Raw genomic sequence first — 14,615 nt, forward strand, 5'->3', positions numbered from 1 at the left:
CTCCCGGCAGGAGCCGGGACCCCACCTGTCGTCAATGAAAGGGAGTTGTCATTATGTTGGTTATCCGTCCTATCGAGCAGCGCGACTTCGCCGGCCTCAAGACCTGTGCCATCGAATCCGGTACCGGCATGACCTCATTGCCGGTCAACGATGAGCTGCTGCAACGCAAGATCGATGCCTCGACCCAGACCTTCCTGGACAAGCCTGCGGGCAAGGGAGATTGCCTCTACTTCTTCGTGGCCGAAGATCTGGAGACCGGCGAGATGGTCGGTACCTGTGCCATAGACGCGGCCGTCGGCCTGTCCCAGCCGTTCTACAACTATCACATCGGCAAGGTGGTGCACTCTTCCCCCAAGCTCGGCATCTACAACGTGGTCGAGACGCTCACGCTGTCCAACGACTACACCGGCAACTCCGAGCTGTGCACCCTGTTTCTGCGCGAATGTGCCCGCGAGGGGCTCAACGGCCGACTGCTGTCCAAGCACCGTTTCCTGTTCATGGCCGAGCACCCTGAGCTGTTCGACCAGACCGTCTTTGCCGAGATGCGTGGCGTCTCCGATGGCGACGGTCACAGCCCCTTCTACGAGTGGCTGCAGACGCATTTCTTCTCGATGGACTTTCCCACCGTCGACTATCTCACCGGCATCGGCAAGAAGCGCTTCATCGCCGAGCTGATGCCCAAGTACCCGATCTACGTCAACCTGCTCAGCAACGAGGCGCGGGCCGTCATCGGCCAGACCCACGAGAAGACCCGCCCGGCCATCAAGATGCTGCAGGACGAAGGCTTCGTGAATCGTGGCTACGTCGACATTTTCGACGCCGGTCCCACCGTCGAGTGCGATGTGAAACACATCCGCAGCGTGCGCCGCAGCCAGAAGCTGCGGGTGCTGGTGGGCGAGCCCATCGGCGGTCACACCTATCTCATCTGCAATGCCCGTTTCGAACAGTATCGTGCCTGCTACGGCAACATCCGGGTCGATCTGGACAAACACGAAGCCATCATCCCGCCCAAGATGGCGGCCGCCATCAAGGTGGCGAATGGCGACATGGTCCGGGTTGTCGACCTGGAATGATTGGAATACCACAGCATCTGACGCAGGTGGCCACGGCGGCCTGCGCACCACAGGGAGTGAATGGATTATGTCTTTAGTGCAACTGATCGATGGGCACTGGCTTGCCGGTGAAGGCAAGGCATTCGAGTCAAAGGATCCGGCCAAGAACCAGGTTGTCTGGCAAGGCCTGGCGGCCAGCGCCGCTCAGGTGGATGCCGCCGTCAAGGCCGCCCGCAGCGCCTTCTACCATTGGTCCGACTTGAGCCTCGACGATCGCCTCGTCATAGTGCGCCGATACGCCGAGCTGCTCGGTGAGCACAAGGAGGCGCTGGCACTGACCATAGCCCGCGAGACCGGCAAGCCGCTGTGGGAGACCCGCACCGAGGTGGCGGCCATGCAGGGCAAGATCGCCATCTCCATCCGCGCCCATGATGAGCGCACCGGCACGGTCGAGAACCCCATGCCAGGCGCCAAGGCGTTTGTGCGCCACAAGCCCCACGGCGTGGTCGCGGTATTCGGCCCCTACAACTTCCCGGGCCATCTGCCCAACGGTCACATAGTGCCGGCGTTGATCGCCGGCAATACCGTGGTGTTCAAGCCCTCCGAGCTGACCCCCATGGTCGCCGAGGCCATGCTCAAGCTGTGGCAGGAGGCGGGGCTGCCCAAGGGCGTGCTGAACCTGGTGCAGGGCGAGGTGGAGACCGGCAAGGCGCTGGCCGGCAACCCGGACATCGACGGCCTGTTCTTCACCGGCTCGTCCCGCACCGGCCACTTCCTGCACCAGCAGTTTGCCGGTCAGCCCGGCAAGATCCTGGCGCTGGAGATGGGCGGCAACAACCCGCTGATCGTCAAAGACGTGAGCGATGTGGACGGCGCCGTCCACGCCATTGTCCAGTCAGCCTTCATCACCTCGGGTCAGCGTTGCACCTGCTCGCGCCGCCTGTTCGTGGAGCGCGGTGCCAAGGGGGATGCCCTGGTCAAGCGGCTGGTCGAGGTGGTTGGCCAGATCAAGGTCGGTCTCTATGATGCCGCCGATCAGCCCTTTATGGGCGCCATGATCAGCGAGCGGGCGGCGCTGGGCATGGTGGAGGCGCAGGCCAGCCTGCAGCGGCTGGGGGGCGAGAGCCTGCTGGCGCTCAAGCATCTGGAGGCGGGCACCGGTTTCGTCTCCCCCGGCATCATAGACGTGACTGCCGTGGCGGCACTGCCGGACGAAGAGTACTTCGGCCCGCTGCTGCAACTCATCCGTTATGACGACTTTGACGCCGCCATCGATCAGGGCAATGCCACCAGCTTCGGCCTGTCGGCCGGCCTGCTCGGTGACAATGAGGCGGACTGGCAGCACTTCTTCAAGCGCATCCGCGCCGGCATAGTCAACTGGAACAAGCCCATCACCGGCGCCTCCAGTGCCGCGCCGTTCGGCGGCATAGGTGCCTCCGGCAACCACAGAGCGAGCGCCTACTACGCCGCCGACTACTGCGCCTATCCAGTTGCCTCGGTGGAAGACAGCAAGGCCGCCATGCCGGATCAGCTGTCTCCCGGCCTGACGTTCTAACAACCATGAAAGGGCATCCCTGGGTGCCCTTGTCTGTACCCGCAATCAAAGGAAAGAGAGATGCAAAAGGATATCGACACCCTGTTTGGTCATCTGTGGGATAACTACATTCAAGTCACCCCGAGTGCCCACAAGGTTCATCAACTGCTGGGGGGCGGCGCGCCCATCATCAACGATCATGTGGCGTTTCGTACCTACAACCTGCCCAAGCTGGGGCTGGAGAAACTGGCTGCCCACTTCCGTGCCCTGGGCTACGAGGAGAAGGGCGAGTACGTCTTCAAGGCCAAGAAGCTCTACGCCAAGCACTTCGAGCACCAGGATCCGGACGCTCCCAAGGTGTTCATCAGCGAGCTGAAGGTGGAGGAACTCTCCCCGGCGGCCCAGGCCATCATCCACAAGCTGGCAGATCAGGTGCCCGATCATCTGACCGACACCCCGGCATTCCTCTACACGGGCGCCCCCTGGCAGGTCTCCTGGGCCGACTACCAGACCCTGCTGGCGGAGAGCGAGTATGCGGCCTGGATGGCAGCCTGGGGCTATCGCGCCAACCACTTCACGGTCAACATCAACCGCCTCGCTGACTTCGACACCATAGAGCAGGTCAATGGGGCCCTCAAGGCGGCGGGCTTCGTGCTCAACACCGTGGGCGGCGAGGTGAAGGGGGATCCCCAGGTGATGCTGGAGCAATCCTCCACCATGGCCGACAAGGCGGAGGTGCCCTTCAGCGACGGCGTGCGCACCATACCGAGCTGCTTCTACGAGTTCGCCCGCCGCTATCCACAGGCCGATGGCGTGCTCTATCCTGGCTTCGTCGAAGCCTCGGCGGACAAGATCTTCGAATCTACCAACGCCATGTGATTGTCCCGCCCGCAAAAAACGCCCCGCATGGGGCGTTTTTTTATGGTACTGGCGCCGGGCGGCATCGTCTCTGTCCCAGCTGTTCGGATGGTTCCGCTCACGTGCCTGCGCGCTTATGGGCTCATAGGCCGGCACAGGGGGTTATTTCGTGCCATGGCGCGAATTATTCGTTGTCAGATGCATCTAGTTGGTCTCCAGTGGATACGCTTTATAAACGGGCGGTTTATTCTATCTCCTTGAAATAATACGGAAGACGCTAATGAGTTTGCGGCCTTGTGAACGAAATATATCGGCTTGGATCACCCGTTTATTATACAGAGTAGTTCAGGTCTGCTTTCCAAACGGCTTGTCAAATATGTGATCCAGCCCTTGACCCATCCCAATAAACATATCTTTAAATCCAGAATTGACATGTTATTGTAGTTTTGGGCGACATAGTATGTAAAGCATACTGATATGCAGTCGATGTAATTCAGCTGTTTATGAAGTGAATCGGACTCACGAAATAACACTCTAGAGTCAATATATGGAAAACCAACACAAATATCAGATTCTGGTGCCATTTATAGAGCCTGTTGGAAACCAGTCTGTGCCTTCGGTCAACTATTCCAAGACGCTGGGAACGAGCGATAGCTGGATTGGCTGTGGATATATAAACCGGAACGGAAAATCGAAGGCGCTTGCCAATGTCAGCTTTCCTTATTTTTCATTGGTACTGGTGCTGGATGGCAGAGGAACTTATATCGATGAGCAAGGCCAGCAATATTCTCTTGGCAAGGGCAGCGTATTCTTGCGCAGACCCGGCCAGCGCCATTCCAGCCATTGCGAGAGCCTGCCCGCCTGGAAAGAGGTCTATCTGGATTGCGACCGGGCTCTGTATGAACACCTGGCTTCATTCCTGATCCCTGAGCACGGCGCCGTCGTCTTTCAAACGGCCAGCCCGCTGGAGGCCATCGATCACTTCTCCGGTTTCATGGAGTTTGTGAAGAACGCCAGCGAGCTGGATATGCCCAGCATTTATATCAAGTTCATCGAGCTACTCGGCGCCCTCTTTAATGGCTCGATGAATCATCCTGAGCACCATGAAAATAACATGGTCAATCAGGTCAAGCTGGCACTGGATGAACTCTGTCATCAGCGCATAGATTTAAAACTGTATTGTGATGAGCTGGGGCTGAACTATGAGGTATTTCGCAAGGAGTTCAAGGAGCAGACCGGACTGTCTCTGATGAAATATATCGTCAGGTGTCGGTTGGATAAAGCCTGCACCCTGCTGAGAACGACCAACCTGCGGATATCCGAGATCTCCAACGAACTGGGCTATTCATCGCAATACGAATTTTCGAATCAATTTAAGCGTTATTTTAATCTATCTCCAAGGCAATACAAACAAGGCATTAATTAAATCCTGTCGGTTGGGTTGTGATTGCTGCCTTCACCATGATTTATTCTGTTAAATGAGAGAGCTGTCCATGATTGCTTATATGGCTGTGCCCATCGTTTTTATAACGATGTATATGATCATAAAGAACTATCAGACTCATACCACCTTGACGATTTCCGGCCTGCTGATGCTGACCGTGGGCGTCGTATTCACCCAGGGCGGCATTGCCGACTTTATGGGGGCACAATATAAATTCAGTTCGACGGGATCCACCTTCTTCGACCTGTTCGGGGCCTTCAGCGCCATCATGTCGGAGCGCACCGCGACCATTGGCATGATCGCCATGACCTCGGCCGGTTTCGCCTCCTACATGAGCAAGATTGGCGCCGCCGACAGTCTGGTCAAGGCCTGCGCCAAGCCACTGCAGCTCATCAACAAGCCTTATCTGATCCTGGCCCTGGCGTTCATCATAGGGCAGACCCTGAACCTGGTGATCCCGAGCCCGGCCGGGCTGGCCATGCTGCTGCTCATCTCTTTCTATCCGATCCTGCTGCAAGCCGGGGTCAGCCCGCTCTCGGCCGCCGTGGTGATCGGCACCTGCGGTTCTCTCGATCTGGGCCCGGGCTCCGGCAACTCCAACGTCGCGGCCGAGCTGCTGGACATGTCGATCACCGAATACTTTGCCAGCACCGAGATCCTGGTGGCCATACCGGTCACCCTGACGGTGGCGGTCACCCATTTCTTCGTGCAGAAGTGGTTTGACAAGCGTGATGGCCACAAGCGTCCGCAGACCGAGGTCAAGGTCGCCGGTGAGCAGGACGTTCGGCAGGGCGCCCCTTACTCGCGACTCTATGCCATGCTGCCCTTCCTCCCCCTGGCGCTGCTGCTCATCTTCTCCGACATTGGCATCGCCAGCGTCAAGATCAACGCGCCCATCGCCATGTTTGCCTCCTTGATCATGATCGTGGTGATCGATGCCTTCAGGGTGAAGAGTCTGCAACTGGCGCTCGATCACTCATTCGAGTTCTTCAAAGGCATGGCAGGGGCGTTCAGCACCGTGGTCGTCCTGATCGTGGCCGCCACCATGTTCACGCTGGGGCTGGATGCCATCGGTGCCGTCAACGCGATGAAGTCGATGATCCTGGCGGGTGACGTCCACTATCTGCTGATCACCCTGTTCGGCATGCTGATCATCGCCTTTACCGCCATGTTGACCGGGTCAGGCAGTGCCGCCTTCGTCAGCTTCTCCAACCTGGGTTCAGAGCTGTCGGCCGCGGCCGGCGTGAAATCGGTGCTCATGCTGGTGCCCATGCAACACGCCGCCGGTTTTGGCCGCTCCCTGTCCCCCGTCGCGGCCGTGGTGATTGCGGTGGCGGTGGCGGCCAATGTCAGCCCGTTCGAGGTGCTGAAGCGGGCGTTGATCCCCTGCATCGTCGGTATCTTCTCCACCCTGTTCTACACCCAGCTTATTTTCTCTTAATGGTGCCATAAAATGACCACATGCTACGATCCGACGAGCTATACCCTGAACCGTAACGGGTTCGAGAATATCTACGAAGACACCCATATTTATCAGACCTGGCTGGACATAGAGGCCATTCTGGCGAAGGTGCAGATTGAGCTCGGCATCATTCCAAAGGCAGCGGGGGAGGTGATCATTCAGCACTGTGATATCGGGCTGCTCGACCGGGACAATATCATCCAGGGCTATATCAAGACCAAACATCCGCTGGTGCCGGTTCTCAATGAATTGGGGCGCATAGTGGGTGATGAAGCCGCCAAATATATTCACTACGGTATCACCACCCAGAATATTCAGCAGACGGCCGAGCTGTATCTCTGCAAACAGTTCAATCAGGAGTTTATTGCCCTCATCGACAAGATGGTGGTCAATATAGGTGAGCTGAAACGGCGGAATAAAGATGTTGTCATCGCGGCGAGGACCCATTCCCGGCATGCGCTGCCCATACTGCTGAATACCAAGTTTGCCGTGTGGGAAGACGAACTGCTGAGGTGCAAGGATATCCTGACCAGCTCGGCGCCTGGCATCTTCCAGGTCATGATGGGGGGCGCCGTGGGGGGCTTCCACACCCTGCCAGAGGTGGGGCCCAGCATGCAGGCGCGGATTGCCGAGCTGCTGGAGATGGGGGAGATGAAGATCCCCAGCCGCTCGATCCGGGTGCATATGTGCCAGTACGTCAACAACTTGACCCTGATTGCCCAGAGCTGCGCCAAGATCGCCGAGGAGGTCTACATCAGCTCATCCGAGGAGTATTCGGAGATGAGCGAGGGCTTCTCCGAGGGTCAGATAGGGAGTAGCACCATGCCCCAGAAGATCAACCCGGCCCTCTGCTACGGCATCATCGGCAACGCGCGCATCCTGTTCAACCTGCCCAGCACCATGCTGAACATGGCCGTTCGCCCCTTCGAAGCCGATGGCTGCAGCAACCTGATCATCGACAACTCACTGCGGGAGGCGAATCTGCTGACCCATGAAATCATGTTGAAGACGGAGGCGCTGTTGCAGGATCTCTTTATTGACCGTGCGGCCATGCAGCGCAACCTCGATATTACCCAGGGCATGATCAGCGCCGAGAATGTGATGATGGTGCTGTCGAAAAAAGGACTGGGGAAGGCGAAAGCTCATGAGGCCGTATATGACATCATCATGCAGGCCAAGAAAGAGGCCATCTCTTTCAGCGAAGCTTATATTCGCCAGCCTGAGTTGCATGCATTCCTGTCAGTCGATGAATTTGAAAAGGCGATAGCCCCGCGATCCTATGTCGGGCTGGAATATTGCTAATAACAAGGCACCGCTAATTAAATAACCCATTTAATATTCCCCCTTCTTCCTGGAATTTCCGGCAGGAGGGGCATCCATATACATTTTTTACGCAGAACAGTTGGAGTAAATAATGAAACTTGCTGTAAAACTGAGTGTGGTCGCACTGACATTGTCCTCCGTGGGCGCACAGGCCCTGACCCTGGATTATCGCCATGAATACAAGGCCGATAGCGAGACCCAGGCCAATCGCCTCAAGCTATCCCATGCCACGGAGGATGGCCTGTTCTTTAGCGTCGAGGGCAAGATGGCGGAGGGCTCAGACGTACAGGCGGACGGTTTCAAGGACGGCAACGGCAACTGGAGCGGCAGCGGCAGCGAGTGGGAAGTGGGCAAGAAGTTTCAGGTCACCGACAAGCTGGCGCTGGCGCCGGCCATCAACCTGGATGTGGGGGATTCCTATATCGGCTATCGCGTCCAGGTGAAGTCGTTCTACACCATCACCGACAACTGGTTCACCACCCTGCGCTGGCGTGGTGGTATCCAGAAGGATGAGAAGCCGACCGCCGCCGACAAGAATTACAACCAGCTCAACTGGGAGCTCGGTTATAAGGGAGAGGGCTTCACCATCACCGGGGACTACGAATACAAGTTCACCAATTACGAGGACTACAAGGGCGATCACAGCAATTGGCTGTATAACGTCGTCGTCGCCGTGCCCATCAACAAGCAGTGGGTGCCCTACACGGAAATTGGCTATGTGCCGCGTTATAACAGCGAGCACGACAACGACGAGATGGAAATGCGTTACCGCCTCGGCATCAAATACAACTTCTAAGCCAGGCTGAAGGTTTGAGTCACCGGCTTTCTGTTGCCGCAGACCTCATAGGGAGGTCGGGCACGGAAAGCCGGTTCATTTATTTCCCCCTCCACTGGTCTCCACCAGACTTCATATCATGACGACATGGGCGGCTGGCATGGGGCCGTGTGCCTATTCGCGTACCCTATTGCGCTATCTCCTGCTCATACCAGTTGCAGTTCACCCTCGGTGGCGAGCACAGTCGCCATGCCGGCGGCCTTGCCCGCCTGAATGCCGATCCGGGTATCTTCGAATACCAGGCAGTTGGCCGGGTTGGCGCCGAGTCGTTCGGCCACTCGCAGGAAGGTGTCGGGATGGGGCTTGTGGTTGGTCACGTCGTCGGCGCTCACCAGCACCGAGATATAGGCATCGAGACCGGTACTTCGCAAGATTCGCTCGGCCTGATTGCGTGGTGAGCCGGTGCCTATGCCCATGGGGACCTTGCCGTGGTGCTGCCTGACCAGCTCCCACATCTGGGGGAAGACGCCGGCCTTGTCGATCTGCTCCATGTAGAGCGCTATCTTGCGGCGGGCGAAGGCCTCGATGTCGATGCTCAGCCCGTGCTGCTCGGCCAGGATGGCGACGATCTTGCGGGTGGGGATGCCGCCATATTCATTGAGTTGCACCCGATCGAACGGCAGGCCGAACTCGGCACTGGTCAGCGCCCACGCATCCAGATGCAGGGGCATGGAGTCCACCAGGGTGCCATCCATATCGAAAATCAGGGCGTCGTATTGCTCAAAACGGGACTGCTCGGCCATGGGGGCCTCCTCTCGGGCTAAAGGGCCACAGTACCAGATCCGCCGGCTTTATGCCGCAGGGGAAAGCGCCGGTCGGACTGAGGGGAGTGAGCCCGGCCTGCGGCCGGGGGTCTAGGCCCCCGATGACGGCGTGGCGGCTCAGGGGCGCTGGCGCTCGGTCTGGGCCTCCAGCTCCTTGCCGAGGAAGTAGTTCAGGAAGGTGCGGATCACCGCGATGATGGCGAGCCGGATCAGCTCTTCCTTGCTCGGCGCCACCGTGGTGGCCAGGATATCGGCGGCGAGCTGAAACTCCAGCGCCAGAATGAGCCAGCTGCCGAAGCAGAGCCGAATGCGGGGGAAGCCCGGTTCATGATCCCGCACCCGTGCCGCCAGCCAGAGGGTCTTGCCAAGGCCAATCACCACGCAGGCGATGGAGATGATCTCCAGCAGCAGCTGGAACAGCTCGACCCCATGCATCATGCCTTCTCGCAGGCTAACCATCTCGAACACGTTCGCTCCTTATCGATTCAAAGGAGTCACTATTAGCACAATGCCGGCCGAAGACCAACTCAGAGCCCCCGGATGAGCGCCGCGACTTGATGGATGGTCTGCCGCGCCGCCGGGCTGACGCCGGCCAGCTGGAAGAAGCCGTGGATGACGCCGAGCTGGCGCTGGCAGCTCGCCTCGACCCCCACTTCGAGCAGGGCCCGGTAGAGCGCCTCGCCCTCGTCGCGCAGGGGATCGTATTCGGCCGTCAGGATATGGGTTTCGGGCAGGCCGGCGAGCGCCGGGTGATGGAGCGGGCTGGCCTCGGGGTGATCGACCGGCAGCGCGCCCAGGTAGGCGCGATAGCCGCTTAACAGCATGTCGGCGGTGATGAGGTAATCCTCGCCACAGTCGAGATAACTTTGGTTCTCGCCCCTGGCATCCAGCATGGGGTAGATGAGCAGCAGGGCGGCGGGGAGGGGGGCGCCCATGGCCTTGAGCCGCAGGGCGGTGACCAGCGCGAGATGGCCGCCGGCGCTGTCACCGGCCAGCGCCAGCCGCCGCGGGTCGACTTGCCACTCTTTCAACCGCACCATGATGGCGAGGGTCGCCGCCAGGGCGTCGTCGTGGGCCGCCGGGTAGACATGCTCGGGGGCGAGGCGGGTGTGTACCGCGAAGATCGGGGCATTGGCGCGGTTGCACAGCATCCGCAGCTGGCGGTCGTGGGTCTCGAAATCTCCGCTGACGAAGCAGCCGCCATGAAAGTAGATGAGGGCGGGATGGGAAGCCTGCGCCCCCGGTGTCGGTCGATAGAGCCGCACGGCATAGTGGGACTCTTGCCACTCCTCTATCTGGCCGACCTCCTCCCGCGCCCCTCCCAGCACGGCCGAGGCAAGATAGCCCTCGCGGCGGGCCTGCCAGCTCAGTGCGCTGGCGTTGGGGCGACCGGCGGCGATAAAGCCGGCCACCATCTCGGCGATGGCCGGCTCCAGAGAGACTTCCATGGACACTCCATAATGACTGTATATAAAAACAGTGATTATTCGCCTCTGGGTTCCAATGGCAATAGGGCGGGCGTGAGATGGCTCACAGACTCAGGCTTTGATCAGTTTGAATTCGATCACATAGAGGGGTGGCAGGGAGGGGTAGATATCCCGGATCACCTGTTTGAGCTCGGGGAGCGTCATGTTCTCCTGGCGGGCGTGCTCGTCGCTTAGGGCATCGAAGGCGACGGGGGCAACCGACAGCACCTCTATGGTGCCGAAGGGCTGCAGCTCCGGGTTGGTGAAGAGCGCCAGTCGCTGGCCTGGCTGCCAGTCGGCTTCGCTCTCGTCGCGGATGGTGATGGTCTTGCGGCCCGCCTGGATGTCCTCCACGAAGCGGCTGAAGAAGGTGAACTCGGGATAGGGCTGGATTTGGGGTGGTACAGGCATGGGGTCTCCGCTGAGGGTGATAGGTCGAGATAGGCGCGCAGGCCGGCAAGGTCGGCGCGTGGGCCCATTCTAGAGGGGGCCGGAGTTGAACGCTGCACTTTTTGCCTGATGGCGTTGGGCGGCAGGCAAGGGAGAGGCTCTCTTCGCCCCTGCCATTTTGCTGGCCTCATCTGAACTCGGATGTGCGATGATGGGGCCCCCTTTATTGACATGTAACAAAATGGGGAGGGGGAAGCTGTGGTCTGATTAAGAGGGTTGCACCCCGTAGCCCGGGGGCGACGAGCGAAAGGAGCGAGTGTGAATTCCGAGTTGATCTGGGTCCTCTGCATGCTGGTGGGCGCCATTTATCTGTTTATTACCAACAAGGTCCGCATGGACGTGGTGGCCTTGTCGATCGTCATCCTGTTTGTGCTGAGCGGCATCCTGACCCTGCCGGAGGCGCTGGCGGGCTTCAGCGATCCCAACGTCATCCTGATCGCCGCCCTGTTCGTGGTGGGGGAGGGGCTGGTGCGTACCGGCATCGCCTACCAGGTGGGAGATGCGCTGGTCAAGGTGGCGGGCAGCAGCGAGACCCGGATGCTGGTGCTGCTGATGGTGGCGGTGGCGACCCTGGGGGCCGTGATGAGCAGCACAGGGGTGGTGGCCATCTTCATCCCCGTGGTGCTGAGCGTGGCGAACCGGATGGGGATCCTGGCCGGGCGGCTGATGATGCCGCTCGGCTTTGCCGGCCTCATCAGCGGCATGATGACGCTGGTGGCGACCCCACCGAACATGGTGGTCAACAGCGAGCTGATGCGCCACGGCATCCAGGGGTTCGGCTTCTTCGGTTTCACCCCCATGGGGGTGATCGTCCTGGGGATGGGCGTCCTCTATATGCTGCTGATGCGCAACTCGCTGGTCCGCGAGGGGGAGGAGGGCAAAGGCAAGTCGACGGGGCGCAGCACCATGCGCGACCTCATCCGTGATTACCGGCTGGCCGGTCGGGCCCGTCGGCTGGCGATCCGGCCCGACTCTCCGCTGATCGGCCAGACCCTGGACGAGCTGCAGCTGCGCGCCCGCTACGGCGCCAACGTCATCGGGGTGGAGCGCTGGCGCAAGTTCCGGCGGGTGATGGTGACCGTCTCCGGGATCACCGAGTTCCAGGCCAAGGATGTGCTGCTGATCGACATGTCCGATCCCGAGGTGGACGTGCGCGAGTTCTGCGCCGAGGCCCGGCTCGAGCCCATGATACTGCGCGGGGAGTATTTCTCCGATCAGGCGCGGGAGGTGGGCATGGCCGAGGTCTCCCTCATTCCGGAGTCCCGTCTGCTCGGCAAGAGCATCCGCGAGGTGGCGTTTCGTTCTCACTATGGCCTGAGCGTGGTGGGGATCCGCCGCCACGGCGAGGCGCTGACCGGCAAGCTGGTGGACGATCCGCTGCAGATGGGGGACTGCCTGCTGGTGGTGGGCAACTGGAGCCTCATTCGCCAGCTGCAGACCCGCAGCCGCGACTTCCTGCTGCTCGGCCTGCCGGCGGAGGTAGACGAGATGGCGCCGGCCCGCAGCCAGGCCATTCACGCCCTGATCTGCCTCGGCGTCATGATCGCGCTGATGGTGACGGATCCCGTGCCCAACGTCATAGCGGCGCTCATCGCCTGCCTGCTGATGGGCAAGTTCCGCTGCATCGACATGGAGAGCGCCTACAAGTCCATCCACTGGCCGACCCTGATCCTGATCGTCGGCATGCTGCCCTTCGCCCTGGCACTGCAGAAGACCGGCGGGGTGGATCTCATCGTCGGTGGCCTGATGGCCGCGGTAGGGGACATGGGCCCTCGCGTGATGCTGGCCAGCCTGTTCGTGCTCTGTGCGGTGATCGGGCTCTTCATCTCCAACACCGCCACCGCGGTGCTGATGGCGCCCATCGCGCTTGGCACGGCCCACCAGATGGGGATCTCGCCCTATCCCTTCGCCATGACCATCGCCATCGCCGCCTCGGCGGCCTTCATGACGCCGGTCTCGTCACCGGTCAACACCCTGGTGCTGGGCCCCGGCAACTACAGGTTCGTGGACTTCGTGCGAATAGGGGTGCCCTTCACCCTGCTGGTGATGGTGGTGAGCGTCATCGCCATTCCCTGGTTCTTCCCGTTCTGAGCGGGGAGAAGAGACAAGCGGCCTGCGGGCCGCTTTTTTGTGGCCAGCCATCCTGGCCTGGCGGGATGACGGCTTGAGCTGGCAAGGTAGTGAATAGGGAGAGAAGGCGGGAAAGAGGGGAGAAAGGGTAAATCGCGGGCACAAAAAAACCAGCCTGAGCTGGTCTGTTTGGTACTGCTATTAATGGTGCGGAAGGAGAGACTCGAACTCTCACGCCTAGGGCGCCAGAACCTAAATCTGGTGCGTCTACCAATTTCGCCACTTCCGCAATATTAATGGTGGCTATGACGGGATTCGAACCTGTGACCCTCGCATTATGAGTGCGATGCTCTAACCAACTGAGCTACATAGCCGTCTTGTATGCGACAGAGTCGTGTACAAGTAAAAATGGCTGGGGTACTAGGATTCGAACCTAGGGATGGCGAGATCAAAACCCGCTGCCTTACCGCTTGGCGATACCCCAACAGTGCCCTTCAACAGCATGAATGCCGGCAAAGAACGTTCAAAAATGGCTGGGGTACTAGGATTCGAACCTAGGGATGGCGAGATCAAAACCCGCTGCCTTACCGCTTGGCGATACCCCAACTGAACAACTTTTAAATGGTGGCTATGACGGGATTCGAACCTGTGACCCTCGCATTATGAGTGCGATGCTCTAACCAACTGAGCTACATAGCCGTCTTGTATGCGACAGAGTCGTGTACAAGTAAAAATGGCTGGGGTACTAGGATTCGAACCTAGGGATGGCGAGATCAAAACCCGCTGCCTTACCGCTTGGCGATACCCCAACAGTGCCCTTCAACAACACGAGTGCTGGCAAAGAACGTTCAAAAATGGCTGGGAAACTAGGATTTGTACCTAGGCACATTGACGAGATCAAAATCTCTCAATGCTTTCCTCAGCTTGCTACCGACAGATGAACATCGATAACCAAAAATAATGGCTGGGGTACTAGGATTCGAACCTAGGGATGGCGAGATCAAAACCCGCTGCCTTACCGCTTGGCGATACCCCAACTGAACAATATATGGTGGCTATGACGGGATTCGAACCTGTGACCCTCGCATTATGAGTGCGATGCTCTAACCAACTGAGCTACATAGCCAACCTTGCTTCCAGTGAGTCGTTGCCTCGTCACTGTGCGGCCGGAATTATGCGTATCTGGCTCTGGGGCGTCAACCCTTTTTTTGCCAGAAAAACCGAATTTGGGTGCGTTTGGCGAGTTATTGGACGCTGTCGTGCAAAAGCCCAACAATCTGGTTTTTTTTACGACATTTGCCAGCAGATCCGCAACAGATGCCCAGCAGAAAGAGGCCAGCAAATGCTGGCCTCTCAT

General features: G+C 59.3%; 12 protein-coding genes and 8 tRNA genes. 8 read left to right on the forward strand and 12 right to left on the reverse strand.

What is annotated here, in order from left to right; translation table 11 throughout:
- Positions 1–53: 53 nt before the first annotated feature.
- The 7 genes from astA (at position 54) to AACW18_RS03935 (ending at position 8,469) form a co-directional block, all read left to right on the forward strand.
- A complete protein-coding gene (gene astA / locus AACW18_RS03905) occupies positions 54–1,073 on the forward strand; it encodes an arginine N-succinyltransferase (RefSeq protein WP_042652685.1) in 1,020 nt (339 codons plus the stop codon).
- 64 nt (positions 1,074–1,137) lie between these two features.
- On the forward strand, positions 1,138–2,607 hold the full coding sequence (gene astD, locus AACW18_RS03910; protein ID WP_218388347.1) for a succinylglutamate-semialdehyde dehydrogenase: 1,470 nt from the start codon (positions 1,138–1,140) through the stop codon (positions 2,605–2,607).
- Positions 2,608–2,667: 60 nt separating this feature from the next.
- Positions 2,668–3,465, forward strand: coding sequence for a DUF1338 domain-containing protein (locus AACW18_RS03915; protein ID WP_218387889.1), 798 nt, complete (start codon positions 2,668–2,670; stop codon positions 3,463–3,465).
- A 526-nt stretch (positions 3,466–3,991) separates the two neighbouring features.
- A complete protein-coding gene (locus tag AACW18_RS03920; RefSeq protein ID WP_218387890.1) occupies positions 3,992–4,870 on the forward strand; it encodes an AraC family transcriptional regulator in 879 nt (292 codons plus the stop codon).
- A gap of 79 nt (positions 4,871–4,949) precedes the next feature.
- Positions 4,950–6,329 (forward strand): C4-dicarboxylate transporter DcuC, encoded by a 1,380-nt coding sequence (gene dcuC / locus AACW18_RS03925; RefSeq protein ID WP_256351789.1) that lies wholly within the window; start codon positions 4,950–4,952, stop codon positions 6,327–6,329.
- A gap of 12 nt (positions 6,330–6,341) precedes the next feature.
- Positions 6,342–7,652, forward strand: a complete 1,311-nt coding sequence (locus AACW18_RS03930) for a lyase family protein (RefSeq protein WP_218387892.1) — start codon at positions 6,342–6,344, stop codon at positions 7,650–7,652.
- 112 nt (positions 7,653–7,764) lie between these two features.
- The gene (locus AACW18_RS03935; protein ID WP_218387893.1) at positions 7,765–8,469 is read left to right on the forward strand and encodes an oligogalacturonate-specific porin KdgM family protein; all 705 of its coding nucleotides are present in this window, start codon (positions 7,765–7,767) and stop codon (positions 8,467–8,469) included.
- 185 nt (positions 8,470–8,654) lie between these two features.
- Here the strand turns inward: AACW18_RS03935 and AACW18_RS03940 are convergent, their stop codons facing one another.
- From AACW18_RS03940 to yqfB, 4 genes are all read right to left on the reverse strand, one after another.
- The gene (locus AACW18_RS03940) at positions 8,655–9,251 is read right to left on the reverse strand and encodes an HAD family hydrolase (protein WP_218387894.1); all 597 of its coding nucleotides are present in this window, start codon (positions 9,249–9,251) and stop codon (positions 8,655–8,657) included.
- 138 nt (positions 9,252–9,389) lie between these two features.
- Complete coding sequence (locus AACW18_RS03945; protein ID WP_218387895.1) at positions 9,390–9,740, reverse strand: DUF1622 domain-containing protein; 351 nt, start codon at positions 9,738–9,740, stop codon at positions 9,390–9,392.
- A gap of 59 nt (positions 9,741–9,799) precedes the next feature.
- The gene (locus AACW18_RS03950) at positions 9,800–10,720 is read right to left on the reverse strand and encodes an alpha/beta hydrolase (protein ID WP_218387896.1); all 921 of its coding nucleotides are present in this window, start codon (positions 10,718–10,720) and stop codon (positions 9,800–9,802) included.
- Positions 10,721–10,810: 90 nt separating this feature from the next.
- A complete protein-coding gene (gene yqfB / locus AACW18_RS03955; RefSeq protein WP_218387897.1) occupies positions 10,811–11,149 on the reverse strand; it encodes a N(4)-acetylcytidine aminohydrolase in 339 nt (112 codons plus the stop codon).
- Positions 11,150–11,446: 297 nt separating this feature from the next.
- On the opposite strand from yqfB, the gene AACW18_RS03960 reads away from it, so the two are divergent.
- Positions 11,447–13,279 carry an SLC13 family permease gene (locus AACW18_RS03960; RefSeq protein ID WP_218387898.1) on the forward strand — a complete coding sequence of 611 codons (1,833 nt, stop codon included), beginning with the start codon at positions 11,447–11,449 and terminating at the stop codon, positions 13,277–13,279.
- Between the two features lie 184 nt (positions 13,280–13,463).
- Here the strand turns inward: AACW18_RS03960 and AACW18_RS03965 are convergent.
- From AACW18_RS03965 to AACW18_RS04000, 8 genes are all read right to left on the reverse strand, one after another.
- Positions 13,464–13,547: transfer RNA gene (locus tag AACW18_RS03965), tRNA-Leu, on the reverse strand.
- Between the two features lie 8 nt (positions 13,548–13,555).
- Positions 13,556–13,632, reverse strand: a tRNA-Met gene (locus AACW18_RS03970).
- 35 nt (positions 13,633–13,667) lie between these two features.
- A tRNA-Gln gene (locus AACW18_RS03975) sits at positions 13,668–13,742 on the reverse strand.
- Positions 13,743–13,788: 46 nt separating this feature from the next.
- Positions 13,789–13,863 (reverse strand) — tRNA-Gln (locus AACW18_RS03980).
- A gap of 17 nt (positions 13,864–13,880) precedes the next feature.
- A tRNA-Met gene (locus tag AACW18_RS03985) sits at positions 13,881–13,957 on the reverse strand.
- A gap of 35 nt (positions 13,958–13,992) precedes the next feature.
- Positions 13,993–14,067 (reverse strand) — tRNA-Gln (locus tag AACW18_RS03990).
- A 152-nt stretch (positions 14,068–14,219) separates the two neighbouring features.
- A tRNA-Gln gene (locus AACW18_RS03995) sits at positions 14,220–14,294 on the reverse strand.
- A 13-nt stretch (positions 14,295–14,307) separates the two neighbouring features.
- Positions 14,308–14,384: transfer RNA gene (locus AACW18_RS04000), tRNA-Met, on the reverse strand.
- Positions 14,385–14,615: the final 231 nt, after the last annotated feature.

This window comes from Aeromonas sp. sia0103, from assembly GCF_963895295.1.
In the GTDB taxonomy this organism is placed as follows: Bacteria; Pseudomonadota; Gammaproteobacteria; order Enterobacterales; family Aeromonadaceae; genus Aeromonas; species Aeromonas encheleia.

Bases quoted from the DNA above. Each gene is read 5' to 3' on its own strand.
- AACW18_RS03915 (WP_218387889.1), top strand. From the start codon at position 2,668: ATGCAAAAGGATATCGACACCCTGTTTGGTCATCTGTGGGATAACTAC.
- AACW18_RS03920 (WP_218387890.1), top strand. From the start codon at position 3,992: ATGGAAAACCAACACAAATATCAGATTCTGGTGCCATTTATAGAGCCT.
- yqfB (WP_218387897.1), bottom strand. From the start codon at position 11,149: ATGCCTGTACCACCCCAAATCCAGCCCTATCCCGAGTTCACCTTCTTC.
- AACW18_RS03935 (WP_218387893.1), top strand. From the start codon at position 7,765: ATGAAACTTGCTGTAAAACTGAGTGTGGTCGCACTGACATTGTCCTCC.
- AACW18_RS03940 (WP_218387894.1), bottom strand. From the start codon at position 9,251: ATGGCCGAGCAGTCCCGTTTTGAGCAATACGACGCCCTGATTTTCGAT.
- AACW18_RS03930 (WP_218387892.1), top strand. From the start codon at position 6,342: ATGACCACATGCTACGATCCGACGAGCTATACCCTGAACCGTAACGGG.
- astA (WP_042652685.1), top strand. From the start codon at position 54: ATGTTGGTTATCCGTCCTATCGAGCAGCGCGACTTCGCCGGCCTCAAG.
- AACW18_RS03950 (WP_218387896.1), bottom strand. From the start codon at position 10,720: ATGGAAGTCTCTCTGGAGCCGGCCATCGCCGAGATGGTGGCCGGCTTT.
- dcuC (WP_256351789.1), top strand. From the start codon at position 4,950: ATGGCTGTGCCCATCGTTTTTATAACGATGTATATGATCATAAAGAAC.